28 protein-coding genes are annotated in these 24,484 nt (G+C 65.2%); 17 read left to right on the plus strand and 11 right to left on the minus strand.

Annotated features, from left to right (window positions below):
• Positions 1-101 precede the first annotated feature (101 nt).
• A complete protein-coding gene (locus tag EJ068_RS24555; protein WP_127253042.1) occupies positions 102-1,016 on the minus strand; it encodes a LysR substrate-binding domain-containing protein in 915 nt (304 codons plus the stop codon).
• A 96-nt stretch (positions 1,017-1,112) separates the two neighbouring features.
• On the opposite strand from EJ068_RS24555, the gene EJ068_RS24560 reads away from it, so the two are divergent.
• The 3 genes from EJ068_RS24560 (at position 1,113) to sbmA (ending at position 4,099) form a co-directional block, all read left to right on the plus strand.
• On the plus strand, positions 1,113-1,313 hold the full coding sequence (locus tag EJ068_RS24560; protein ID WP_126078623.1) for a hypothetical protein: 201 nt from the start codon (positions 1,113-1,115) through the stop codon (positions 1,311-1,313).
• Between the two features lie 232 nt (positions 1,314-1,545).
• Positions 1,546-2,703, plus strand: a complete 1,158-nt coding sequence (locus tag EJ068_RS24570) for a YbfB/YjiJ family MFS transporter (RefSeq protein WP_245463216.1) — start codon at positions 1,546-1,548, stop codon at positions 2,701-2,703.
• Between the two features lie 118 nt (positions 2,704-2,821).
• Complete coding sequence (gene sbmA, locus EJ068_RS24575; RefSeq protein WP_126078622.1) at positions 2,822-4,099, plus strand: peptide antibiotic transporter SbmA; 1,278 nt, start codon at positions 2,822-2,824, stop codon at positions 4,097-4,099.
• 118 nt (positions 4,100-4,217) lie between these two features.
• On the opposite strand, the gene EJ068_RS24580 is transcribed toward sbmA, so the two are convergent.
• Entirely contained in the window at positions 4,218-5,228 is a 1,011-nt protein-coding gene (locus EJ068_RS24580) for a polysaccharide deacetylase family protein (protein ID WP_127253485.1), read from the minus strand.
• A gap of 202 nt (positions 5,229-5,430) precedes the next feature.
• Between EJ068_RS24580 and EJ068_RS24585 the strand changes: the two genes are divergently transcribed.
• Both EJ068_RS24585 and der read left to right on the plus strand, forming a co-directional pair.
• On the plus strand, positions 5,431-6,096 hold the full coding sequence (locus tag EJ068_RS24585) for a tetratricopeptide repeat protein (protein ID WP_127253484.1): 666 nt from the start codon (positions 5,431-5,433) through the stop codon (positions 6,094-6,096).
• A gap of 67 nt (positions 6,097-6,163) precedes the next feature.
• Positions 6,164-7,591 carry a ribosome biogenesis GTPase Der gene (gene der, locus EJ068_RS24590; protein WP_129554911.1) on the plus strand — a complete coding sequence of 476 codons (1,428 nt, stop codon included), beginning with the start codon at positions 6,164-6,166 and terminating at the stop codon, positions 7,589-7,591.
• A gap of 141 nt (positions 7,592-7,732) precedes the next feature.
• On the opposite strand, the gene EJ068_RS24595 is transcribed toward der, so the two are convergent.
• Positions 7,733-8,653 (minus strand): LysR substrate-binding domain-containing protein, encoded by a 921-nt coding sequence (locus EJ068_RS24595; RefSeq protein WP_129554912.1) that lies wholly within the window; start codon positions 8,651-8,653, stop codon positions 7,733-7,735.
• A gap of 114 nt (positions 8,654-8,767) precedes the next feature.
• Between EJ068_RS24595 and EJ068_RS24600 the strand changes: the two genes are divergently transcribed.
• The 7 genes from EJ068_RS24600 to EJ068_RS24630 all read left to right on the plus strand — a co-directional run bounded on the left by EJ068_RS24600 (position 8,768) and on the right by EJ068_RS24630 (position 14,354).
• Positions 8,768-10,042, plus strand: a complete 1,275-nt coding sequence (locus tag EJ068_RS24600) for an MFS transporter (RefSeq protein WP_129554913.1) — start codon at positions 8,768-8,770, stop codon at positions 10,040-10,042.
• 169 nt (positions 10,043-10,211) lie between these two features.
• Positions 10,212-11,393, plus strand: coding sequence for a cell wall hydrolase (locus EJ068_RS24605; protein WP_127251897.1), 1,182 nt, complete (start codon positions 10,212-10,214; stop codon positions 11,391-11,393).
• A 289-nt stretch (positions 11,394-11,682) separates the two neighbouring features.
• A complete protein-coding gene (locus EJ068_RS24610; protein WP_042641414.1) occupies positions 11,683-12,075 on the plus strand; it encodes an AtpZ/AtpI family protein in 393 nt (130 codons plus the stop codon).
• 66 nt (positions 12,076-12,141) lie between these two features.
• Entirely contained in the window at positions 12,142-12,903 is a 762-nt protein-coding gene (locus EJ068_RS24615) for a F0F1 ATP synthase subunit A (RefSeq protein ID WP_127251898.1), read from the plus strand.
• Between the two features lie 80 nt (positions 12,904-12,983).
• Positions 12,984-13,208, plus strand: a complete 225-nt coding sequence (locus EJ068_RS24620; RefSeq protein WP_027164582.1) for a F0F1 ATP synthase subunit C — start codon at positions 12,984-12,986, stop codon at positions 13,206-13,208.
• Positions 13,209-13,269: 61 nt separating this feature from the next.
• Positions 13,270-13,851: a F0F1 ATP synthase subunit B gene (locus tag EJ068_RS24625; RefSeq protein ID WP_127251899.1), complete on the plus strand. Its 582-nt coding sequence runs from the start codon at positions 13,270-13,272 to the stop codon at positions 13,849-13,851.
• Between the two features lie 11 nt (positions 13,852-13,862).
• Entirely contained in the window at positions 13,863-14,354 is a 492-nt protein-coding gene (locus EJ068_RS24630) for a F0F1 ATP synthase subunit B (protein WP_127251900.1), read from the plus strand.
• Between the two features lie 246 nt (positions 14,355-14,600).
• Here the strand turns inward: EJ068_RS24630 and EJ068_RS24635 are convergent, their stop codons facing one another.
• Positions 14,601-15,299 (minus strand): ribonuclease HII, encoded by a 699-nt coding sequence (locus EJ068_RS24635; protein WP_127251901.1) that lies wholly within the window; start codon positions 15,297-15,299, stop codon positions 14,601-14,603.
• A 196-nt stretch (positions 15,300-15,495) separates the two neighbouring features.
• A complete protein-coding gene (locus EJ068_RS24640) occupies positions 15,496-16,650 on the minus strand; it encodes a PA0069 family radical SAM protein (RefSeq protein ID WP_127251902.1) in 1,155 nt (384 codons plus the stop codon).
• 149 nt (positions 16,651-16,799) lie between these two features.
• On the opposite strand from EJ068_RS24640, the gene EJ068_RS24645 reads away from it, so the two are divergent.
• Positions 16,800-17,303 (plus strand): glycosyltransferase, encoded by a 504-nt coding sequence (locus tag EJ068_RS24645; protein ID WP_127251903.1) that lies wholly within the window; start codon positions 16,800-16,802, stop codon positions 17,301-17,303.
• 13 nt (positions 17,304-17,316) lie between these two features.
• Here the strand turns inward: EJ068_RS24645 and moaB are convergent, their stop codons facing one another.
• The 6 genes from moaB to EJ068_RS24675 form a co-directional block, all read right to left on the minus strand.
• Entirely contained in the window at positions 17,317-17,874 is a 558-nt protein-coding gene (gene moaB, locus EJ068_RS24650; protein WP_127251904.1) for a molybdenum cofactor biosynthesis protein B, read from the minus strand.
• Positions 17,861-18,754 carry a 4-(cytidine 5'-diphospho)-2-C-methyl-D-erythritol kinase gene (locus EJ068_RS24655; RefSeq protein ID WP_127251905.1) on the minus strand — a complete coding sequence of 298 codons (894 nt, stop codon included), beginning with the start codon at positions 18,752-18,754 and terminating at the stop codon, positions 17,861-17,863. Before EJ068_RS24655 ends, moaB begins: the two co-directional genes overlap by 14 nt.
• Before the next feature lie 25 nt (positions 18,755-18,779).
• Positions 18,780-18,965, minus strand: coding sequence for a membrane protein (locus EJ068_RS24660; RefSeq protein ID WP_027164591.1), 186 nt, complete (start codon positions 18,963-18,965; stop codon positions 18,780-18,782).
• Between the two features lie 83 nt (positions 18,966-19,048).
• Entirely contained in the window at positions 19,049-19,906 is an 858-nt protein-coding gene (locus tag EJ068_RS24665; protein ID WP_127251906.1) for a S49 family peptidase, read from the minus strand.
• Between the two features lie 138 nt (positions 19,907-20,044).
• A complete protein-coding gene (locus EJ068_RS24670; RefSeq protein WP_127251907.1) occupies positions 20,045-20,836 on the minus strand; it encodes a methyltransferase in 792 nt (263 codons plus the stop codon).
• Positions 20,836-21,060 carry a DUF2007 domain-containing protein gene (locus EJ068_RS24675; protein WP_040991013.1) on the minus strand — a complete coding sequence of 75 codons (225 nt, stop codon included), beginning with the start codon at positions 21,058-21,060 and terminating at the stop codon, positions 20,836-20,838. Before EJ068_RS24675 ends, EJ068_RS24670 begins: the two co-directional genes overlap by 1 nt.
• Before the next feature lie 178 nt (positions 21,061-21,238).
• Here EJ068_RS24675 and EJ068_RS24680 point away from each other — a divergent pair, with 178 nt between their 5' ends.
• The 4 genes from EJ068_RS24680 (at position 21,239) to EJ068_RS24695 (ending at position 24,420) form a co-directional block, all read left to right on the plus strand.
• On the plus strand, positions 21,239-22,252 hold the full coding sequence (locus EJ068_RS24680) for a polyprenyl synthetase family protein (protein ID WP_042641443.1): 1,014 nt from the start codon (positions 21,239-21,241) through the stop codon (positions 22,250-22,252).
• A 106-nt stretch (positions 22,253-22,358) separates the two neighbouring features.
• Positions 22,359-23,024: a GntR family transcriptional regulator gene (locus EJ068_RS24685; RefSeq protein WP_126062266.1), complete on the plus strand. Its 666-nt coding sequence runs from the start codon at positions 22,359-22,361 to the stop codon at positions 23,022-23,024.
• A 356-nt stretch (positions 23,025-23,380) separates the two neighbouring features.
• A complete protein-coding gene (locus tag EJ068_RS24690; RefSeq protein ID WP_127251908.1) occupies positions 23,381-23,971 on the plus strand; it encodes a biotin transporter BioY in 591 nt (196 codons plus the stop codon).
• Between the two features lie 32 nt (positions 23,972-24,003).
• Positions 24,004-24,420 (plus strand): DUF1284 domain-containing protein, encoded by a 417-nt coding sequence (locus EJ068_RS24695; protein WP_127251909.1) that lies wholly within the window; start codon positions 24,004-24,006, stop codon positions 24,418-24,420.
• Positions 24,421-24,484: the final 64 nt, after the last annotated feature.

Below are 24,484 nucleotides of genomic sequence, written 5' to 3' on the forward strand. Positions count from 1 at the left end.
GTTCTATCCTTACATAGACCGCTGCGATTGACCTTTCCACCGCGATCGACTGGGCCTGCTCTCAAGCATGGCGGACCGCGTTGTCTCAAAGTGCGCAGCGATTATGCGACGCTGTCCAGCGCGCGAAACTGCGCCACCGTCACCTCGATCTCCTCGCGGATCCAGGCCTTGAAATCGCGCACCTTGCGGCTTTCACTCTTGGTGGCCGAGGTCACCAGCCAGTAGCCGAGCCCGCTCTCGGCCCTGATCCCGAAGGGCGCGACCAGTCGGCCGTCGGCCAGCGCGTCGGCGGTCAGCAACTGCCAGGCAAGCATCACGCCGTGACCGGCGATCGCCGATTCCAGGCAAAGCATCGGATCGGTGAAGCGCGCGCCCTTCTGGAAGGTGACCGGCTCGACGCCGGCGGCCTCGAACCAGCTGTCCCAGCTGAACATCGCCCGCTCGTCGGTGATGGCGCAGGTCTGCGCCAGATCGCCGATCGAGTGCAGCCTGGCCGCGATCGAGGGCGCGCAGACCGGAAACACCTCCTGCGCAAGCAGAAGCTCGGCGCGGTCGCCTGGCCATTTGCCGTCACCGAGCCGGATGGCGATATCGATGTCGGAGCGGTCGAGATCGGCGACCTTGGCCGAGGCGTCGATGCGCAAAAGCACGTTCGGATGCCGCGCGAAATGCCGCGACAGCCGGGGCAGCAGCCATTTCGAGGCGAAGGCCGGCGCCACCGAGACGACCAGCGTGCATTCATTGGCCTCGTCGGCCAGCGCCACCGCTTGCGCGAGCTCGCGGAAGCCGGTGCTGAGCCGCGCCGTGAAGGCGGCGCCGAATTCGGTCGGCACCAGCCCGCCAGGCGTGCGTTCGAACAGCGCCTGTCCCAGCTGCTTTTCCGTGCGCTTGACCTGCTGGCTGACGGCGCTGACCGAGACGTTCAGCTCGGCGGCGGCTGCCGCCAGCGATCCCAGCCGGGCGACGGTTTCCACGGCGCGCAGGCCGTTGAGATGGACGCGGTTGAGCATAGCCATTCAGTTTTTCTAAATGGCGTCGATCGAAATCTCAATTGAATCCCGACGGGAAAGCGCAGAATTTAACACGAATAGCCTTGAGCCACGAGTAGTCCGATGAAGATTTTATCCTTGCTGAAAGGGTTTGCCGGGACCGAGGCGAGGTCGCGCGACGATGGCGAGATCGCCCGCTGGATCACCGATCCGCTGTCGCATCCGGTGCTCGACACGATGTCGGAGCGCGAACTCGGCGACATGCCGTTCCGGCTGACGGCCCGCCGGACGGCCTACGAGACGGCAGGGGCGGGCTGTCGCTAGTTATTGGCCTTTCGGCGGCGCTCCCCCTCATCCGGCCGCTTCGCGGCCACCTTCTCCCCGGTGGGGAGAAGAAGTTGGCGCCGGCGTCGACAATCTCCTCTCCCCAGCGGGGAGAGGTCACCCGAGCGAAGCGGAGGCTGGGTGAGGGGACGTCTACGCCTGGGGCGCGTCCCCGCGCTGGCCCAACGCAAGCGCATTGTTTCGCGAGCGCACATTCTTATTGTGCGCCGCAATGAACGCCTCGCCATCTCCCGTGCGTCTTGCCTTTGCCGGCATGGTCGCGCTTGCCGTCGCCCAGGGCATCGGTCGCTTCGTCTACACGCCGATCCTGCCGGGCATGATGGAGGGACTGCACCTGACCCCGGCCGATGCCGGCTGGATCGCGGCCGCCAACTATCTCGGCTATCTCATCGGCGCTTTGGCCGCGGCCGGCGGCTGGGCGCATGGCCAGGAGCGCCTGCTGATGTTCGCCGGCCTGGCCGCCAGTGCCGTGCTCGCAGGGCTCATGGGTCTCAACGAGACGATGGCCGCTTTCCTGCTTCTCCGCTTCCTCGCCGGCCTCGCCAGCGCCTTCGTCATGGTGTTCATGGCCTCGATCGTCTTCAGCCATCTGGCGGAAGCCGGACGCGGCGATCTGCAGGCGCTGCATTTCGGCGGTGTCGGCCTCGGCATTGCCGTCTCCTCCGCACTGCTCGCGATCCTCGTCTCCGAACACGCGGATTGGGCCGCGGGCTGGCTCTGGTCCGGAGCGCTTTCGGCGGTTGGCTTGCTGATCGTCATGCTGCTTGCGGGCTCGGCCACGCCGGCCAATGGCGTTGACGGGCGTGAGCCGGCGCTGCCGAAAGACCGGTCGCTGGCGAAGATGATCGTCGCCTACGGGCTGTTCGGCTTCGGCTATGTGGTGACGGCCACCTTCCTGGTCGCCATCGTTCGCCAGGGCGGCGGCGGCCGCGTGTTCGAGGCTACCGTCTGGATGGTCGCCGGGCTTGCCGGCTTTCCCTCGACCTGGTTCTGGCACAAGCTCGCCGCCCGCATCGGGATCTACGCCGCTTACGCTGCGATCTGCCTGATCGAGGTGGTCGGCGTCACCGCCAGCGTGGTCGTCAAAGGTGCCGCCGGGCCGCTGATCGCCGGTGTCCTGCTCGGCGGCACCTTCATCGCCATCACGGCGCTGGGGATACAGATGGGCAGACAGCTCGCGCCGCGGGCGCCACGCCGCGTCTTCGCAGTGATGACGGCGGCCTTCGGCCTTGGCCAGATCGTCGGCCCGGTCGCCGCCGGTCTGCTCGCCCAGGCGTCGGGCAATTATACCCTTGCCTCTATCATGGCGGCGGTTGCCCTGTTGCTCTCCGGCGTCATTGCCTGGTCGGCCGCGCCAAAATCGCCATGATTTGCGGCCTTGTTCGATGCCGGGCATCGGGCAGGGCATTTTCTTTCCCCCTAATGTGTGACCTTATGCCGAACAGCAACGCCGCTGATTTGCGGTCAGACCGAGGAAACCCGCCACAGTGTTCGTATCTTTCTTCCCGCAGCCGAAGCTCTTCTTCACCTCGGCCGCCCTCTGGAGCCTTGCGGCGATCCTGTTCTGGTTCTTCGGTGGTGAGCAACTGGGCGCCGTCTTCGGCTTGCCGCCGGCAGCGGCCGGCACGCCGCCCATTATCGGCATCGCGGTGCTGTGGTCGAAGCCGTTCCTGTGGTTCTATATCTACTTTGTGGCCTGCGTGGCGGTCTTCTACGCCTTCTGGAGCTGGTACGCCCCGCACCCGTGGCAGAACTGGTCGATCCTGATGACCGCCGTCATCCTGTTCTTCATCTACTTTAACGTTCAGATCTCGGTTGCGGTCAATAATTGGTATGGCCCCTTCTTCGACTACGTCCAAGGCTTGATGTCGGGAACGACTCCCTCGACCAACATAGAATTCTACAAAGGGCTGGCCGATTTCTCCTGGCTGGCGCTGGTCGGCATGAATGTGCAGGTGGTCAACGCCTTCATCGTTAGCCACTGGATCTTCCGTTGGCGCACCGCGATGAACGATTACTTCATGGCCAATTGGGGCCGGCTGCGCCACATCGAGGGCGCCTCGCAGCGTATCCAGGAAGACACGATGCGTTTCTCGCAGATCATGGAAGATCTCGGCTCGACCTTCGTTCAGTCGATCATGACCCTGATCGCCTTTCTGCCGGTCTTGATTCAGCTACAGGCTCACATCACCGAATTGCCGATCATCGGCGCGGTCCCTCAACCACTGGTCGTTGCGGCATTGGGCTGGTGTCTATTCGGAACGATCTCCGTCATGGTGGCGGGTCTTAAGCTCCCGGGCCTGCAGTTTCGAAACCAGCGTGTCGAGGCAGCTTATCGCAAGGAGCTTGTCTACGGCGAAGATCATCCCGACCGGGCTCAGCCGGCGACGACGACGCAATTGTTCAACAACGTCCGCCGCAATTATTTCAAGCTCTATTTCCACTACATCTATTTCAACGTAGTTCGTTACACCTACCTGCAGGCCGACAACATCTTCTCGCTGCTGATCCTCGGGCCTTCGCTGGTCGCGCACAAGATCACGTTTGGCGCGCTGAATCAGATCTCGAACGCGTTCGGCAAGGTGACGAACTCGCTGCAGTTCCTGTTGAATTCTTGGTCGACGATTGTCGAGCTGCAGTCTGTGCACAAACGTTTGCGTGCCTTCGAGGCGACGCTGCAAGGCGAACAACTGCCGGTTATCGATCAGCATTATCTGGAACGCGAGCAGGCTGGCATGCGTCCCGAAGATCAGCCGGTAAGTTAAAGCAGCCTCCCGAAAGTGGGAACCGGTTTCGGGATCGAGACATGCGTAAGATCAAACCTAAAGCGCATGGAGCGAATCTGAAAGATCGCGCCGCGCGTTAGGGCGCGGCTGGGTCCAGTCAGCCGCCCACACTCGCCTGCGCGCGTCCGGCGCGCTGGCGTGCGACATAATCGCGAAAACTGATGCACTCGACATCGGCTTTCACGCAGACCTCCTCGGAGAACCGCTCCAGCGCGTCCCAATAGGCGCCGTTGTTCATCAGCGTGAAATGGAAGCCGATTTCCAGCGGCAGGCGCTTGCCGTTGTACTCAGCCTCGAAGGCGGCGCGGAAGGCCTGATAGGCGCGCTCGGTGAATTCGCCCGCCATCGCCGGTTTCTCGGCGCCGTCTGAATGGCGGACATAGAGATTGTAGTCCATGGCGACCACCGGCTTCGCCTTCGGCCCCTCCGGAACGAGGGGCAGGGCAAAACGGATTGTGCCGTCGCGGCTCGGCGGCAGTTCAGGGCCTTTCGAGACGCCACTCGCGTCATATTGGAAACCCGCCTCGGGCAGCGCTTCGTAAAGCGCCTTGTCGGTCGAAAGATATGGCGCGCGGAAACCGGTCACGGCATGACGGGCGAAATCACGCCAGTCGGCCGGTTCGGGGATGCCGTTGATCGCATAGGCATTCTCGAAGATGCGCCGGACGGAGGCGAATTCGGCCAGCCAGTCTGCCTTGCTCCAGTCCTTGCCGTCGAAATGGCCGCAGGCGTGGCTGCCGATGTCATGGCCTTCGGCCGCCGCCAGCCTGACCTGCTCAAGCCGATCCGCGACGTCCTGTTTCGAGGCGCCGAAGCCGACATTGGATTTGCCGGCGGCCTTGCCGGGGCCGGCATATTGTTGTCGCGTGTCCGGCGAGAGCAGGAAGACGCAGGACAGGAAATAGGTGAAACGCGCGCCGGTGCGCTTTGCCAGCACCCGGCTTCGCTGCCATTGCGAGATCTCGCGGGCGGCATCGAAAGAAATCAGCACGACCTGCTTGGGCCTGGCCGGCGAAACGGCTGGCGGTTTCGGCGGATCGGCGAAGGCGGCATTGGCTGAGGCGAGCGAAGCAAGACTGTATGCAAGGACGCGGTATGAACAAAGCATTGGCAACCTTCTGGCAGGACCCTTCCGGCCGATCGGAAGCCGGCTATCGCGCAAATGTGGCGTCGATGCGATCCGGCAAGCCCCGTGCGGCATCTGGCGTTCTCAGCCGATTTTCCGGCCCGCCCCCTTCCATGCCGACAAATTTTCGCTAAAACGCGGGCTCAAGAAGCGCCCCCTTTGGGGCAATAATGGTTTTTTAAGGATGTCGGACGACAGTTTTATCCGCGAAGTCAACGAAGAGATTCGTCGCGAGCAGGCGCAGGCGCTGTGGGATCGTTTTGGCCCGGCCATTCTGGGCATTGCCATCCTGATCGTGCTGGGCACTGCCGCCGTCGTCGGCTACCGCTACTGGGACGAGAGCCGCGCCAACCGCTCGGGCGACGCCTTCTCGGCGGCCCTCAAGCTCGCCAATGACGGCAAGAACGACGAGGCGATCGCCGCTCTCGACCAGCTGGAGAAGGACGGCTACGGCGCCTATCCGCTGCTCGCCCGTATGCGCGCCGCGACCGTCAAGGCCGACAAGGGCGACGTCGACGGCGCGGTCAAGGATTTCGATGACGTCGCCGCCGACAACGCCATCCCCGCCGGCATCCGCGACATCGCGCGGCTGAGAGCAGCTCTGCTGCTCGTCGACTACGGCTCCTTCGCCGATGTCTCCAGCCGCGTCGAGGCGCTCACCGCCGACACCAATCCGCTGCGCCATTCGGCGCGCGAGGCGCTTGGCCTTGCCGCCTGGAAGGACGGCAAGTCGGCCGATGCGCTCAAACTGTTCGACCAGATCTCTTCGGACGAGGCTGCCCCGCGCAATGTGCGCCAGCGGGCGCAGCTGATGTCCGAGCTGATCCGCGGGTCGGGCAACGCGTCGTGATTGCATGTCGCCCAAAAGTGCGCAGCGGTTTTGGGGCAAACGACATGCAAAATAAACGGTAGACTGGATGTCGTTCAAAGTCGCCATCATCGGCCGGCCTAACGTCGGCAAATCGACTCTTTTCAATCGGCTGGTCGGAAAGAAGCTGGCGCTTGTCGACGACACGCCGGGCGTCACGCGCGACCGCCGCGTCCATGCGGCGAAACTCTACGATCTTTATTTCGATGTCATCGACACCGCCGGTTTCGAGGATGCGGCCGCTTCGACGCTGCCCGGCCGCATGCGCCAGCAGACCGAGATCGCCATTCGCGAGGCCGACCTCATCTTCTTCACCGTCGATGCCAAATCCGGCCTGATGCCGGACGACCGCACCTTCGCCGACGTCGTGCGCAAATCCGGCAAGCCGGTGGTTCTTGTCGCCAACAAGGCCGAGGCGCGCGGCGCTCAAGGAGGACTGCTGGAGGCCTGGGAGCTCGGCCTCGGCGAGCCGATCCCGGTCTCGGCCGAGCACGGCCAGGGCATGCCCGACCTGCGCGATGCGGTGGTCGAAGCCTTGGGCGAAGAGCGCGCGCTCGGCGAGGAGGAAGACGACAGCGACGAGATCGCCGCCAGCGAGGTGTTGATCGGCGAGGACATCGCCGACCCGGATGCCGAGCCCGCCTATGACGACACCAAGCCGCTGCGCATCGCAGTCGTCGGCCGCCCGAATGCCGGCAAGTCGACGCTGATCAATGCGCTGATCGGCGAGGAGCGGCTGCTCACCGGCCCGGAAGCCGGCATCACCCGCGATTCGATCTCGGTCGACTGGGATTGGCGCGGCCGCCGGATCAAGCTGTTCGACACCGCCGGCATGCGGCGCAAGTCCAAGGTGCAGGAGAAGCTGGAAAAACTCTCGGTGCAGGACGGGCTGCGCGCCATCCGCTTCGCCGAGATCGTCATCATCGTGCTCGACGCCACCATCCCCTTCGAGAAGCAGGACCTGCAGATCGCCGACCTCATCATCCGCGAGGGCAGGGCGCCGGTGATCGCCTTCAACAAATGGGACCTGATCGACAACCCGCAGGAGCTTTTGGCCGAGCTGCGCGAAAAGACCGAGCGGCTCTTGCCGCAGGTGCGCGGAATCCAGGCGGCGCCGGTCTCGGCCGAGACCGGGCGTGGCCTCGACAAGCTTATGGAAAGCGTCATCAAGACGCACAAGGTCTGGAACAGCCGCGTCTCCACGGGCAAGCTCAACCGCTGGCTGGAAGGCATCCTGGCGCATCATCCGCCGCCCGCCGTCGCCGGCCGCCGGCTGAAGATCAAATATGTCACCCAGGCAAAAACCCGGCCGCCGGGCTTCGTCGTCTCCTGCTCGCGGCCCGACGCGATGCCGCAATCCTATGTCCGCTATCTCACCAACAGCCTGCGCGAAGCCTTCGACATGCCCGGCGTGCCGATCCGCATGGCGCTGCGGACGTCGGACAATCCTTTCGCGGGCCGCGCGAAGAAGCGGTGAGGCATTAGGGCGGCGACGCCTCTCCAGTCGTCATCCACGGGCGGAGCAAGGAGCGAAGCGACGCGCGCAGACCCTGTTGAGGATACGGCCACGCAGAACGGATAAGCTGTGATCCTTCGCGCCCCGCCAGCGTTTCAAAGCTTAGGCGACCTTTATCAGGTTCTCCTTCGCCCGCGCCCCCTCCGGCAATGTCTCCAGTGCCGCCTGCAAAAGAATCTCCGCCAGCCGCGCCGCGACCGGGTCGAGCTCGGCGTCCTTCTGGTGTAGATGCAGCGCCATCATCGGCAGGGCGGGAAGCCCCAATACGCCCGGCGCGATCGCCCTGACATTGGCGGGCAGGCCGATATCGGTTCGGATCGTCAGGCCGAGGCCGGCCGCCACCGCCGCCCAGATGCCGCCGAGACTGGGGCTGGAGAATGCCATGCGCCAGGGCATGCCGGCGCGGTCGAGCGTTTCCGTCGCGACAGTGCGCAACAGGCACGGCGCCTCGAACACCACCAGCGGCAGCGGCTCGCCATTGCGCGGACCGACCTCGATCGGCTTTGCCGGGCCGATCCAGCGCGACTGCACATCGGCGACGTGGCGGCTGTAGGGCAGGGTGGTGCCGTCATGCCAGGCGAGCGCGATGTCAAGATTGCCGGACAGGACGCGTTCGACGAGGTCGTGGCTGCGTCCGATGCGCGCCTCGATGCGCACCTTGGGATGGGCGCGGGCGAAGCGGCCAAGCACGTCGGGCAGCACGGCCTCGCCGAAATCCTCCTGCAGGCCGAGCCGCACCCAGCCTTCCAGCTCGACGTCGCGAATGGCGGAGGCCGCCTCGTCGTTGAGCTCGATCAGCCGCCGCGCATAGCCGAGCATGGTTTCGCCGGCTTCGGTCAGCGCCAGGCCGCGCCCCGCCTTGCGGAAGATCGGCGTATCCGCCTGCTCTTCCAGCTTCTTCAATTGGGCGCTGGCCGCTGATGTCGAGCGTCCCAGCCGTTCGGCCGCCTTGGCGAAGCTGCCCAGCTCCATGCCGGTGACGAAGGTTCTGAGGACATCGAGGTCGAACGTGACGCGGCGCATGAGATTGTCCTGATTTTCAGGAGTGTCGATCAAAAACTTCCTGATTTTATGGATGAAGCTATGGCGCTACATCCGGTCCGTCAAGCCGCCAGCCGGCCGTCACGGGAATGGATCATGTCCGCCATCGTCACACGCAGCGACTGCCAACAGCCTGATGCAGCCGCCGTCACCTCCGCGCGCCGCGCCTTCGGTCCCAACCATCGCTGGAAGGTGCTCGGCATCGGCGTTGCGGCCAATGCCGGCTTCTCCGCCACCTTCTCCGGCATTCCGGCGACTGCGGTGGCGATGCGCCAGGGCTACCACCTCGACAATGCCTCGCTGGGCCTCGCGCTTGGGCTTCTCGGCCTCGGCGTGGCGCTGAGCGAACTGCCCTGGGGCGTGCTCACCGACCGCTGGGGTGACCGCCGCGTGCTCCTGACCGGGCTCGGCGCGACGGCTGCATGGCTTCTCATCATGGCGCTGCTCGTCGTGCCGACGAAAATGGCCGTTCCCGGCGTCACGCTTCTGTCGGTGAGCCTGCTTGTCGCCGGCTTGCTCGGCGGCAGCGTCAACGGCTCCAGCGGCCGCGCCATCATGGGCTGGTTCGGCGAGGGCGAGCGCGGCTTCGCCATGAGCATCAGGCAGACGGCGGTGCCGCTCGGCGGCGGGCTGGGCGCGCTTGTCCTGCCGTCGCTGGCGCTGGCCCTGGGCTTTACCGCGGTCTTCGGCCTGCTTGCGGCCGTCTCCGCGCTCTCGGCCTGTTTCGCCTGGCGCTGGCTGCACGAGCCGCCGGTGGAAGGCGGCAGCCACGCCGCCGCGGCGACAACCGGCCCGGCGCCCTTGCGCAACATCGAGGTGTGGCGCATCTCGACCGCCATCGGCCTGCTCTGCTTTCCGCAGGTCGCGGTGCTGACCTTCGCCTCGGTCTTCCTGCACGACTTCGCCGGCATGGGCACATGGGTGACCAGCACCAGCCTCGCCGCCGTGCAGACCGGCGCCATGGTGATGCGCGTCTGGAGCGGCCGCTTCACCGACCGCCACGGCAACCGCCGGCCGTTCCTGAAGATCTGCAGCGCGTTGAGCGCGCTGGCCTTCCTGGTGCTGTGGCTGCTGGTGACAGGCGCCGCCGCAATCCCCCCGCTGCTGCCGCTGCTTCCGCTGATGGTCGTCGTTGCCGGCATATTCGTCTCCGCCTGGCACGGCGTCGCCTATACCGAGCTTGCCACGCTAGCCGGCGCGGGCCATGTCGGCACCGCGCTCAGCCTCGCCAACAGCTTTGTGTTCGTCGGCTTCTGCCTGGTGCCGATCGCCATTCCCTGGCTGCTGGTGGTCTTCGCATGGCCGGGCGTGTGGCTCGCTGCCGCGATCTGTGCGGCGCTCGCCTGGCCGATCTTCCTGCGCCAGGTCTGATTCACCCAACCCGATGCACCCCCATGCCCGATTCTTCGCCGGCTTGCTGTGGAAACGGCAAGCCGGCTTTCCTCAAACATGAAAAGAACATGATCGATGTCGTTAACCCCGCATCAAGGTTAATGCTTCATTTTGGCTCTCCGGGGTCAGTAGCGTTCTGGAGAGTTCCGTGCATCGACGCGTTTCCATGCGGCTTGCCGCCGCCGCCGTTGCGAAAAGACGTTCCTTCCTTTCTCCTTTGGTGCTCGGGCTGGGCATGTGGATCGGCTTTCCGTCGGTCGTTGCCTATCAGGATATGACCAGCCTGATCACCGGCCTGGAGTCGCCCAGCGCCCGCTGGAACGCCTATATCGAGAAATCCGCCGCCGGCTCGGTGCATGCCGCAGAAATGCCGTTCATCGATTCCACCGCCACCGGCTCGATCTCCGGCTCCGGCGTCAATCTGCCGGGCGTGGGCACCGTCGCCTTCCGTGGCAAGGGCAACGCCGCGGGCGTCACGCCCGATGAGGATCGAGTCGTGCGCGCCGACAAGAAGGGCCGCCTCGTCCAGGTCTCGCCCGTCGCGCCGCCCAAGAATTTCAGCGCCGGCTCGATCTTCGAGCGCACCTCCTCGCTGCTGCGTCCCTCGATGGACAGCGGCCTGAAGCTCACCTTCGCCAAGCCCGGCATCAAGGGCAAGGAAGTCCAGATCGCCCAGGCCTTCCATCTGCGCGAGGACAAGAAGCCGGATCCGGATCTGCCGGCAGCGCTCGTCGCCCTCGTCAACAACGACAAGCCGGACATCCTCGCCACCGCCTATGCCCAGTCCGCGCCCGACTATGCCAAGGCGTCGCCCTTCGAGGCGCTGCTGCAGGACGATCCGAACGATGGCCGCTTCATCCCGCCGATGGGCAAGGGCGACCACGCGTGGCTGCAGAACCCGCTGCCGGCCAGCGTCTTTTCCAAGCCCGAGCAGGCCTGCCTTGCCAAGGGCATCTATTTCGAGGCGCGCAGCGAGCCCGTCCGCGGCCAGGCGGCGGTCGCCCAGGTGATCCTGAACCGCGTCCGCAACCCGGCCTATCCGAAGACGATCTGCGGCGTCGTCTACCAGAACGACGGCTGGTTCAACCGCTGCCAGTTCTCCTTCGCCTGCGACGGCAGGAAGAAGACCATCACCGACCAGGCTTCCTACAAGACTGCCCAGGAGGTCGCCATGGCGGTGACCGCCGGCAAGATCTTCATTCCTGAGGTCGGCTCCTCGACGCATTACTATGCCAATTATGTCCATCCCGGCTGGGCGCGCGCCATGCAGCGCATGACCCGGATCGGCCTGCACATCTTCTACCGTACCTATGGCGGCGGCTGGAGCTGAGCCGTCAGGCGGCTTGAACTGGACCCACCTAAACGACGCCTCCGGCAATGCTCCCGGCGGCCCGCCGCGCGTGCCGATCGATGCGGCTTGTCGCCAGGATTCGCGCCGTCACCTCACGCGGGCGTGAAGGGCACGATGTCGCACCTCGATAAGTCATTGTTTTAACAGCGAAAAATACATCGCTTGGAAGTTCGGCCCGTGGCTTGACGGGCGCGGACCCTCTAACTATGTTGCCGGCGACTTTAGAAGCGGACGGACGGCAATCGTCTGCCCGGGCAGGGGGGTTGCGATGGCCAACAAAACCGGGCCAGACGGAACCGGAGAAACCGGCCGCGGCAGGCAGCCAGAAGCCACCATCCGCGACGACGAACTTGAGCGCCGCCGGCGCGATCTCGAAGCATCGCTTGCGACGAGGCGCACGGACCGGCTCGAGGGGAAAGACGAAGCGAAAGCTGCGGCCGGTTACGGTCAGGCGCTGAAACTGTCCAGCGAGTTCATCGCCGGAGTGGTGGTTGGTGTCGGCTTGGGCTGGATCATCGACCGCCTGGCGGGAACAGCGCCTTGGGGTCTGATCGTCGGCCTGTTGCTGGGCTTTGGTGCCGGTATACTCAATGTCCTGCGTTCGGCGGGGCTTGCACCGGAATTCGGTCAGGGCGGCAAGCCGCGCGAGCCGAAAGAATGAAGTGGGCGCCCCCTGGGTGCTGAAGTGAACTTAAGAAGCCGATTGTGGCTTTGACGGGGATTTAAAGTGGCTGCTGCTGACAAGGTCGATCCGATCCACCAGTTCCAGATCCATCCGATCATCCCGCTGCATATCGGCGGCTACGACGTCTCGTTCACCAACTCCTCTCTATTCATGATCGTCACGATCGTGCTGGCCTCGGCTTTCCTCTATTGGAGCACGGCCAGCCGCGCCTTGATCCCGGGGCGCCTGCAGTCGGTCTCCGAGATGGCCTATGAATTCGTCGGCAACATGCTGCGCGATGCCGCCGGCAAGCAGGGCATGCAGTTCTTTCCGCTGGTGTTCTCGCTGTTCATGTTCGTGCTGGTCGCCAACCTGATCGGCCTGTTCCCCTATTTCTTCACCGTCACCAGCCACATCATCGTCACCTTCACGCTGGCAATCCTGGTCATCGGCACGGTCGTCGTCTACGGCTTCGCCAAGCACGGTTTGGGCTTCCTCAAGCTGTTCGTGCCGCATGGCGTGCCGGGTCTTCTTCTGCCGCTGGTGGTGGCGATCGAAGTCATCTCCTTCGTCTCGCGCCCGGTCAGCCTCTCGGTTCGTCTTTTCGCCAACATGCTGGCCGGCCACATCACGCTGAAAGTGTTCTCGGGCTTCGTCGTCAGCCTCAGCGCGTTCGGCGCCGTCGGCATCGCCGGTTCGGTTCTGCCGCTCGCCATGGCCGTCGCGCTGACCGCTCTCGAGCTGCTGGTCGCCTTCCTGCAGGCCTACGTCTTCGCGGTGCTGACCTGCATGTATCTGAACGACGCGCTGCACCCGAGCCACTGATTGATTTTCACCGGCGCCGCGGCGCCAGCATACCCAACGTACCAACCGCAACGAACAAGCAAACCACAGGAGTTTTTGAAATGGACGCAACTGCAGCAGCTGCTATCGGCGCTGGTATCGCCTGCATCGGCATGGGCGGCGCGGGCATCGGCCTCGGCAACATCTTCGGCAGCTACCTCTCGGGCGCGCTCCGCAACCCGTCGGCTGCCGACGGCCAGTTCGGCCGCCTGATCTTCGGCTTCGCGGTGACCGAAGCTCTGGGCATCTTCTCGCTCCTGATCGCTCTGCTCCTGGTCTTCAAGTAAGATTGAGAGCTGACGAAAGGGGCCGCATGGTGCGGCCCCGTTCCATGGACAGGGGAATGAGATGTTCGTGACATCTGCCTATGCGCAAGAAACAGCGCCGGCCGCGGCCGAGGGCGATACGCATGCGGGCACTGCCGTGCCTGCCGCGGAGCATGAAGCGTTCCCGCCGTTCGACGCCAAGACCTTCCCGTCGCAGATCCTGTGGCTGGTCATCACCTTCGGGCTCTTCTACCTGTTCCTGAAGCGCGTTGTGATGCCGCGTCTTGGCGGCATCATCGATGTCCGCAGTGATCGCATCACCCAGGACCTCGACCATGCCGCAAGGCTGAAGGGCGAGGCGGATGCCGCCGTTGCCGCCTATGAGCAGGAACTGGCGGAGGCCAAGGCCAACGCCAACAAGATCGGCCAGCAGGCAAGCGACGCCGCCAAGGCGGACGCCGAGGGCACGCGCAAGAAGCTCGAGGCCGAGCTCGAGAAGAAGCTTGGCGAGGCCGAGGCGAGCATCGCCTCGATCAAGGCCAAGGCGATGAAGGAAGTCGGCACGATCGCCGAGGATACCACGTCGGCCATCGTCGAGGCGCTTGTCGGCGGCAAGGCCGACAAGTCCGAGATCGCGGCCGCGGTCAAATCCGCGAGCCGGTGAGGAGCGGGATCATGGACGCCACATCACTTGCCACGCTCTGGGCCACCATCGCCCTGATCATCTTCCTCGGCGCCATCATCTATCTGAAGGTGCCGGGCATGCTCACCAAGTCGCTGGACGGCCGCGCGGCCAAGATCAGCGGCGAGCTCGAGGAAGCGCGCAAGCTTCGTGAAGAGGCCCAGCAGCTGCTTGCCCAATATCAGCAGAAGCGCAAGGAAGCCGAGAAGGAGGCCGCCGACATCGTCGCCGCCGCCAAGCGCGAGGCTGAGCTGCTCGCTTCCGAGGCGGCCAAGAAGACCGAGGACTATGTCGCCCGGCGCACCGCGCTTGCCGAGCAGAAGATCAGCCAGGCCGAGCGCGAGGCCGTCAGCGAAGTGCGCGCCTCGGCCGTCGACATCGCCGTCGAGGCCGCCCGCGCGCTGCTCGCCGCCAAGGTTGACGCCAAGGCCGGCGCCGACCTGTTCAAATCGGCGCTGAATGACGTCAAGGCCAAGCTGAACTGAGCTGACTTCGAAACTTCTAAATCGAAAGCCGCCTGGGCAACCCGGCGGCTTTTTTGTTGTAGCACGTTCGTCATCCTAGGGCGGAGCAAGGAGCGAAGCGACGCGCGCAGACCCTAGGGATCCATGCCGTGACGCTAAGGCGTTGCAACGATTACAAAATTCTGCGCCGCTGCGCCCCACGAAAGAGGTCACGGCATGGATCCTCGGGTCAAGCCCGAGGATGACGAAGGATGGAGGCAGTCGCCGTCACTCCAACCCGGCGAAGCTCTCTTCTTCCTCGACCACCTCAGCGCCACCCAGCCTGAACGGCGCGAACGAGGTCCGATGCAGCCTTGCCACCGGGCCATGCGCCTCGATGGCGGTGCGGTGCCGGACCGTCGCATAGCCCATATGTACCTCGAAGCCGTAATGCTCGTGATGGCCGCCGCAGCCGCACATCATGCGGTCGCGCATCACCTTGGCGACGATCGAGGCGGCGGCGATCGACTGCGAGCGCTGGTCGCCCTTGATCAGCGCGCGGCCTTCGCAGGCGAGGCCTGGCGGGATGTCGCGGCCGTCGGCCAAGGCGAGTTTCGGCTGCAGTGACAGACCCGCGGCGGCGCGGCGCATTGCTTCGAGGCTGGCTTTCAGGATGTTGCTGTTGTCGATGCCTTCGGCGCTGATCGAGGCCATCGATACGCTGAGCGCCGAGCCGAGGATCTTGAGGAACAGCGCCTCGCGCTGCAAATGCGTGAGGCGTTTGGAATCGTCGAGGCCTTCCGGGATATTGGCGGGGTTGAGCACCACCGCCGCAGCCACGACCGGGCCTGCCAACGGACCGCGGCCAGCTTCATCCATGCCGGCGACCGGCCACAGCCCGTCGGCCATCGCCTTGGTCTCGATCGAGAAGTCGGGCTTCTCGACCATTTCAAAGAGAAGCGGAGAATCGGAACGCGCGCGAGCCATGGTGCGGCGAGGTTCGCATCGGCTCCGATTCTCCGCAAGTCCCTCCGGGTCGGGTGGGGCGCCGGACCGGGAGGGCACCGTCTCACGGCCGGGGGACAAGGGCCGGACGGAATTCTTGAAACAAGTAGCAATTCCAGATGGACAACCGCTTTGCCTGGAACTGCTTTAGGGCCGGCCGTCACGGCCGGCGCCATCTTCAAAGCAGCATCAACTGCTCGCCTGCGCCGGAGCCTGCGACGAATTGATCGACGCGAAGCTGCCGCCGCTCGACATTGAGGCCGAGACGCTTGGCCGCGATCTCGAAGCGCCGGCCGATCTGCCAGGCGTAGGGTCCGGCGCCTTTCATGCGCTTGCCCCATTCGGAATCGTAATCCTTGCCGTCGCGCATCGACCGGATCAGCGACATCACATGCCGGTAGCGGTCGGGGTAATGCCGCAACAGCCAATCCTTGAAGATCGGCGCCACTTCGAGCGGCAGGCGCAGGATGACGTAGCCGGCCTCCCGGGCGCCGGCGGCCCGAGCCGAATCGAGGATGCGCTCCATCTCCGGATCGTTGAGGCCGGGAATGATTGGCGCCACCATCACGGAGGCCGGGATGCCGGCGTCCGACAATTGCCTGATCGCCTCCAGCCGCTTCGTTGGGGTCGACGCGCGCGGTTCCATGGTGCGGGCCAGCATGCGGTCCATCGTCGTCACCGAAAGCGCCACCTTGGCAAGGCCACGCTCCGCCATGCGCGACAGGATGTCGATGTCGCGCGTCACCAGCGCCGACTTCGTCACGATGCCGACCGGGTGTCCGCGCGCCTCCAGCACTTCGAGGATCTCGCGCATGATCCGGTACTGTTTCTCGATCGGCTGGTAGGGATCGGTGTTGGTGCCGATGGCGATCGTGCGCGGCTGGTAGCCCGGCTTCGACAACTCTCTGTCCAGCATGCGCGCCGCATCCGGCTTGGCGAACAGCTTCGATTCGAAATCGAGCCCCGGCGACAGGCCCATGAAGGCATGCGTCGGCCGGGCGAAACAGTAGACGCAGCCATGCTCGCAGCCGCGATAGGGATTGATCGAACGGTCGAAGGAAATGTCGGGCGACTCGTTGCGGGTGATGATGGTGCGCGGCTTCTCGACCTGCACTTCCGTCTTGAACGGCGGCAACTCCTCCAGCGAGTTCCAGCCGTCATCGAAGACATGCCGGCTGACCGGCTCGAACCGACCGGACGGGTTGATGCCGGCCGAGCGGCCGCGATTGCGGTCGGGCCGCACGCGCATGCCGCTCTGCTCGATCATCGCGTTCGCCATCTCGGCTCTGCCTGCTCCGAAAGCGGCAATGTCGGCGCGTACGATCTGTTCCATTTTCGCCCTCTCCCAGGGACTGTCGGCAGGCTGTCGAATCGCTCTGTTCATGAAACTATTCCTATTTTGCCGATGAGAACAAAGCAAGAACTTTTTCGCTTGGGGAGCGCAACTGGCGCATCGCCGCACTTTCCGCTATTCGGCTAGGCATGCTCAGCGTTCTTATCGAGACTCGGAACGACGAAGAGGGACTTGCCCGCACGCTCGCCTCGCTGGTCGGCGGCGCGGTCGAAGGCGTCGTGCGCGACGTCATCGTCTGCGATCAAGGCTCGACCGACCAGACGCATCGGGTGGCCGAGCATGCCGGCTGCCATTATGTGAGCGGTGGGTTGGGCGCCGGTATCGGCCAGGCCAAGGGCGATTGGCTGCTGCTTCTGGAGCCCGGCGCCCGGCTGGCCGAAGGCTGGATCGACGAGGTTGTCGCGCATACGGCGAAGCAGACCATGCCGGCCCGTTTCTCACGCGCTCGGGCCGACCGCGCGCCTTTCCTGGCGCGTGTCTTTTCGGGCAATCGGGCGCTCGCCGAAGGTCTCGTCATCAGCAAGCGCCAGGCCTCGGCTCTGGCAAAGTCCGCTCGCGGCGCGGAAGCCCTGGCTCGCGGTCTCGCGACCAGGCGGCTGAACGCCGAAATCTGGGTGGCGCCGCCGAAGTGACGCCTGCGCTCCCCTATGAGGCAGGCTTGCCGCCGCGCCTCAGATGCTCGTCCAGCCGCGGCATGATTTCCACGAAGTTGCAGGGCATGTGCCGATAGTCAAGCTGCGCCTTGATGATGCCGTCCCAAGCGTCCTTGCAGGCGCCGGGCGAGCCCGGAAGCACGAAGACGAAGGTGGCGTTGACGACGCCGCCGGTCGCCCGGCTCTGGATCGTCGAGGTGCCGATCTTGTCGTAGGAGATGCGGTGGAAGACCTCCGAAAAACCGTCCATGCGCTTTTCGAAGATCGGCTCCAGCGCCTCCGGCGTCACGTCGCGGCCGGTGAAGCCAGTGCCACCGGTGGTAATCACGACATCGATATTGTCGTCCTTCGACCAGTCGAGAACCTTGTCGCGGATCTTTTCGCAGTCGTCGGTGACGATGTCGCGCGCCGCAAGCGTGTGGCCGGCTTGCGTGATGCGGTCGGCCAGCGTCTGGCCCGACTTGTCGTCGGCAAGGCTGCGCGTGTCTGAGACCGTCAGCACCGCGATGCGCACCGGAATGAAGGGTCGGCTCTCGTCAAGCTTCGCCATCGCTCACCTCCCTGCTGCGCGTGGCGGCCACGAACCAGTCGGGATGACGCGCGCGGATCTCGATCGCCGCGCGCTTGGCCACATTGCCGGTCTCGAACAGGCCGAAGCAGGTGGCGCCCGAGCCGGACATGCGCGCGAAGGCGGCGTCGGCGCGCTTGAGCGCCTTGAGCGCCTCGCCGATCGCGGGCTGAATGGCTTGAGCGGCGCCTTCGAGATCGTTGCGGGTCGTTTCCAGCCAGTTGCGGACGGCATGGAAGTCGAGGCGCCTTGGCAGCGGCGGCAGCGCGTCATTGTCGCGACGGGAGAGCGCCTTGAACACGTCCGGCGTTGAGACGGCGACGCCCGGATTGACCAGGACCAGACCAAGCGCCGGAAACGCGGAGAGCGGCGACACTTCATCACCGATGCCGCGCGCGACCAGCGGTTTCGACTTCAGGCACATCGGCAGGTCGGCTCCGAGCGAAAGCCCGATCCGGGCCAGCGAAATCTCGTCGATATCGAGCTTCCAGAGCCGCGCCAGGCCGTTGAGCGCGGCTGCCGCGTCGCTGGACCCGCCACCGACGCCCGAGGCGACCGGCAGGTTCTTCTCCAGCCGGATGGCGACGGGCGGCGTGCGCTGCGCGCCGGCCTCCCGGCGCAAGGCATCGCGCGCCTTCACCACCAGATTGCCGTCGTCGAGCGGCAGGGCGGCGGCATATCGGCCGGACACCGAGAATTCGTCCTGCTCCGCCGGCTCGATTTCCAGCCGGTCGCCGAAGCGTGTGAACACGGCAAGGCTCTCGATGAGATGATAGCCGTCGTCGCGCCTTCCCGTGACATGCAGCGCCAGGTTGATCTTGGCCGGCGCAAGCCATTTCCGGACCTCTGTGCCGGGCTCCAGGATGTCGGCTGCTGGCGAGATGGGATCAGTCCTTGGCGAGACGATATTCGCCGGTCTTGGGATCCTTGACCAGCGTGCCCATCGTGCCGTTCGCCGCCTGTTTTTCGGTGCGCCGGATCTTGGCTGTCACGCGCTCGGCCTCGCGCACGAAAGCGCGGTAGCCGAAATAGGCGGCGGCGCCGACAACAGCGAAGAAAATGATCTGCGGCATATCCAAACTCCTCCCGCGTTGTCGCGGCAAGGCCGGCCGAAGGGCTCGGTCAAGCGATCATGCTATCCGCAATCATGGCTTTTTCAAAGCCCGAAGCGCGCCCACAGCGCGCGTTCTTCCGCCGCATCGAGGACGCCGTTTGCGGCCGCAGCGGCGATATCGGGCGCCGAGAAGCGCGAGCCGAACAGGCCGAAACGGCCGAACAGGCCACGCGGCGCGCTGATCAGTTTGAGCTGCGTCTTGTCGCCGAAACGGGTCTTGAGCACGCTGCGCATGTCGCCCAGCGCATCGACAAGGCCGAGCTCGAGGCCTTTCTTCGCGGTCCAGAACAGGCCGGTGAACAGGTCAGGGTCGTCTTTCAGCTTCGAGCCGCGCCGCTCCTTGACGAGGTCGATGAAGGTCTCGTGCACTTCGAGCTGCAACGCCTTCAGCCGCTCGACGTCCTCCTTCTTCTCGGGCTTGAACGGATCGAGCACCGCCTTGTTCTGCCCGGCGGTGTGGACGCGCCGCTCGACGCCGATCTTCTTCATCAGCTCGGGGAAGCCGAACGAGGCCGAGACCACGCCGATCGAGCCGACGATCGAGGACGGGTCGGCGAAGATCTCGTCGCCGGCGACCGCGATCATGTAGCCGCCGGAAGCCGCGACATCCTCGACGAAGACCAGCACCTTCTTGTTCTTTTCCACCGCCAGGTCGCGGATGCGCTTGAAGATCAGCCGCGACTGCACCGGCGAGCCGCCCGGCGAGTTGATCGAGATGGCGACCGCCGGCGCGTCGAAGCCGAACGCCTTTTCGATGAGGCCGGCCGTCGAGGCGAGCGACAGGCTCGGCCGGAACTGGCCGCCGCCGGCCATGATGGTGCCTTGCAGCCGGATGACCGGAATGGTGACGACTGTCGAGCGCCAGGATTTCGGCAACAGGCGGTTGAAAAGGCGTTTCACGAACGGGTGTCTCCGGACAAGATGCAAAGGAGCAGGGTGAGATCAGGCAAGTCGGTAATGTCTTTCGGGCGCGATGTCACCTTGCCTGCCATGTAGGCATTCGCCGGCCAACGGCAATGCCGCATCGCCGGCCCAGGATCAATCGCCGAACAGCGATGCCAGGCCGTTGTTGATCATTTCCGTCCGCTCCGTCGGCGCGTTGCCGGATGGTCCGTGCAAGGCGAGCGGCGGGCGGATCGACAGTTTCCCGCGCGCCCCGAGCACCGCCCTGACGACGATGCGGATCGCCGCCGCGTCCGGGCGCGGATGCACGCAGAGCAATTCGGCGTCGCCGAAGCGCCCTTCGATTGCATCGAGGATGGCAACGAGCTGCTCGGGCCGGGCGATGACGGCCAGCCCGCCGCGCGGCCTGGCGACGGCGGCGGCGCTCCTGATCCAGCTTTCGAACAGCCCGTCCTCCGCCACATGCGCCTGCCGGCGCAGCGCGTCGGGCGTCGAGCGATCCTCGGCGGCGTTGAAAGGCGGGTTCATGATGACGAAGTCGAAGGAATTGTTCGCCAGCCCGGCTTCAGCGCGCGCTCGGCCGGTCAGCGTCACGTCGGCCGTCAGCACCGAGGCACGGTCGCCGAGATGCGCATTGCCGGGATGCGAAAGCGTGGCGGCGGCGAACCCCGCCATTTCGGCGGAGCGCTCGACGAGCACGGCCCGCGCCGCAGGGCAGCGCGACAGCACGGCAAGGGCGGCAGCACCAGCCCCGGCGCCGAAATCGGCGAGCCGGCCGGAAAAGCCGGACGGCACGGCGGCCGCCAGCATCATGGCGTCCATGCCGGCGCGATGACCGCCCTGGCTAGGCTGCACCAGCCAGAAGCGTCCGCGATGGAAGGCATCGACCGTGTGCGCCGGCGTATCTGGGGCGGTCGTCGCTGCCATTATTTCTGGCGGATCTCGTTTTCGATGCCGGCATCCTTGAGGATGCGGCGCGCCACGTCGGCCTTGTCGGCGTCGACCATGACACGCTTCTGCAAAAGGCCGATCGACCCTTCGAGCACGCTCATATTCTGGTCGGCTACGAAACAGGCGATGCCGGCGTCGCGCATCAGCGATTCGACAAAGGAGATCACGACGGCGTCATTGGTGCGGACAAGCTCGATCATGGAACGAAAATCGCAGGTTGCGGCGTTCGTGTAAACGTGCGGGTAAACACAGCGTCGGCAGAGCGCGCCAATTCGCCTCTTGCCGTGCCCGGTTGTGCCGCCCTAGAGTCGGCGCGGGATCAAGGGTGCCGTGGATGCGCGCTGCTCGTGCGCGTCAGTGTAGACGGGAGTTGTCGTGGTGGGTGTCGTTCTCAACATCGAAGGCAAGCGGGAACCCGCTTCCATCAAGGATCTGATCGATCTGACGGCCGCCGACATGGGACGCGTCAACGAGCTGATCCTGTCCAAGGCCGGCTCCGACGTCGAGATGATCCCGGAGATCGCCAACCACCTGATCTCTTCCGGCGGCAAGCGGCTCAGGCCCATGCTGACGCTCGCCGCCGCGCAGATGTTCGGCTATTCGGGCGAAGGCCATGTCAAGCTCGCCACCGCGGTCGAATTCATGCACACGGCGACGCTTCTGCATGACGACGTGGTCGACGAGAGCGCCTTGCGCCGCGGCAAGAAGACGGCGCGCATGATCTGGGGCAACCAGGCGAGCGTTCTGGTCGGCGATTTCCTGCTCGGCCAGGCTTTCCGCATGATGGTCGAGGTCGGCTCGCTGGAAGCGTTGGACATCCTGTCGGCCGCCGCCTCCATCATCGCCGAGGGCGAGGTGATGCAGCTTGCCGCCGCCAAGAACCTCGACACCACCGAGGACGAGCATTTCGCCGTCATCAAGGCCAAGACCGCGGCGCTGTTCTCGGCCGCCGCCGAAGTCGGGCCGGTGATCGCCCAGGCCTCGCGCACCGACCGCGCCGCATTGCGCTCCTACGGCATGAATCTCGGCCTTGCCTTCCAGCTCATCGACGACGCGCTGGATTACGGCGGGTCGAGCACGGATCTCGGCAAGAATGTCGGCGACGATTTCCGCGAGGGCAAGGTGACGCTGCCGGTGATCCTCGCCTACCGGCGCGGCACCAAGGCCGAGCGCAGCTTCTGGAAGCGCGCCATCGAGGAAAACGTCACCGACGATGCCGGGCTCGAAAAGGCGATCGGCCTGATGGCCCGCCACGGCGCCATCGCCGACACGATCGGCCGCGCCCGCCATTTCGGCGAGATCGCCCGCGACGCGCTGGCGCCGCTGGAGGCGACGCCGCAGAAGTCGGCGCTGCTCGACGTCATCGATTTCTGCATCAGCCGGGTGAACTGAGCCTGCTTGGCTCCCTGTGCCTGGCTGGCATCCGCCGGGCAGGGCGCTTGTGAATCCCGCTTTGGCCGCCTCGACAAAAGGCCGTTGGCCAAATTATCTATAAAATATGGCCAGCACAGAAGACACGATCGCCGTCCGCATCAGCAAGGAACTGGCGGACCGCATCATTTCGGGCGCGATCGAGCCCGGGTCGCGGCTGCGCCAGGACCATGTCGCCGAGGAATTCAAAACCAGCCATGTCCCGGTGCGCGAGGCCTTTCGCCGTCTGGAGGCGCAAGGCCTGGCGATCAGCGAGCCCAGGCGCGGCGTGCGCGTCGCCTCCTTCGATCTCGGCGAGGTCAGGGAGGTGGCCGAGATGCGTGCGGCGCTGGAAGTGCTGGCGCTGCGCCATGCCGCGCCGCATCTGACGGCGTCGATCCTCGACCAGGCCGAGGAAGCGACCAAGGCTGGCGACAAATCCCGCGACGTCCGCTCCTGGGAAGAGGCCAACCGCACCTTCCACCGGCTTATCCTGGCGCCCTGCAACATGCCGCGCCTGCTCTCCACCATCGACGACCTGCACGCGGCGAGCGCGCGCTTCCTGTTCGCCGCCTGGCGCTCGGAGTGGGAAACCCGCACCGACCAGGACCACCGGGCGATCCTCAGCGCGCTGCGGCAAGGCAACACCGAATCGGCCGCCGCCACGCTCGGCCGCCACGTGCAATGGATCGGCCAGAAGCCGGTCAAAACTGCCTCCGGCCGCACCCGCGACGCCTTCGCCATCGTGGGGTAGCAATCGGCGATAAGCGTTTGGCCGAGGCCCTCTCGACCTCGTCATCGTCGGTCGGCCGAGGCGTCCCAGCTTCGTCATTCCAGGGCGGAGCAAGGAGCGAAGCGACGCGCGCAGACCCTGGAATCCATGCCGTTACGTCGGAGCCTTGCAGCGGTGCAGAACGACCTGGGTTCTGCCCCGCTTTTGCCATTCGGCTAAGGTCACGGCATGGATCCTCGGGTCTCCGCGTCCGCTTCGCTCCCGCTCCGCCCGTGGATGACGAACCTGCAGGCTTGCCATTGTCACGAAAATATGGATTCGATAATAGATCGAATAAAGAAATTATCTATAATTTTGCACAAACCAGGGAAGACACCGTGACCAACGCAACCGCTTCGATCGACAAGCCCTCCTTCAGCCCGCTCAAGCTGCACAGTCGTTCGCTCGCCTGGCAGATCGGCGCCGTGATCATCGGCTCGCTGTTCCTGGCGCTGTCCTCCTACATCGAGGTGCCGATGGTGCCGGTTCCGGTGACCATGCAGACCTTTGCCGTCACGCTGGTCGGCGCGCTCTACGGCTGGCGCTTCGGCGCGCTGACCATCGCCGCCTGGTTGGTTGAAGGCGCGGCCGGCTTTCCGGTTCTGGCGGGCGGCGCCGCCGGCGTGCAGCATTTCGTCGGTCCGACCGGCGGCTACCTCTTCGCCTTCCCGGTCGTCGGCGCCGTCGTCGGCTGGCTGGCCGAGCGCGGCTGGAACGGCAACCGCGTCATGCTTGCCTTCGCCGCCATGCTGATCGGCAACCTGCTTTGCCTGGTTCTGGGCACAGCCTGGCTTGCCGTCATGATCGGCGCCGAGAAGGCGATCACCTTCGGCTTCCTGCCCTTCATCGTCGGCGGCCTGCTCAAGTCGGCGCTGGGTGCCGCGACGCTGAAGCTGTTTTCGGGCAACCGGCCGGCCGATCCTCGGTAAGCCGCCGGGCGGATGACCGAACCCGACACCAGATGACCGTCAGGCTGCGCGCCCATCATCTGCTTTGCCTGCTGACCTATGTCGGCAAGGGCTACTCGCCGGCCTTCACCGCCAACTACGACGTTGTAGTGAAGCGCCTGGCCGGCGGCGAGGATATCTTGATCGTTTCCGGCCCTGACGACATCTGCGCCCCGCTGCTGAGTGAGAGCGAGCCGCACTGCCTGGGCGAAAGCGCTGCCGGGCGGGATGACGTCGCGGCTCGCGATGTCGCCGGTCTTCTCGGCCGGCCGCTCCCGGCCGGCGCTTGGCTCGAGCTCGATCCCTCGACCCTCGCGCGCATGCGCGAGGCCTTTTCTTCCGGCCTGACGCGCAAGGCATGCCCGGGCTGCGAATGGTTCGAGCTGTGCGGCGCGGTCGCGGCGAGCGGCTTTCACGGAACGCGCATTTAGACGGATATGGCGAAATTCGGCCGCCGATCCGCATATTTTCGCTGACTGGCATCGTTTTTTAAGC

The sequence above is a fragment of the Mesorhizobium sp. M2A.F.Ca.ET.043.02.1.1 genome (genome assembly GCF_003952405.1).
Lineage (GTDB): Bacteria > Pseudomonadota > Alphaproteobacteria > Rhizobiales > Rhizobiaceae > Mesorhizobium.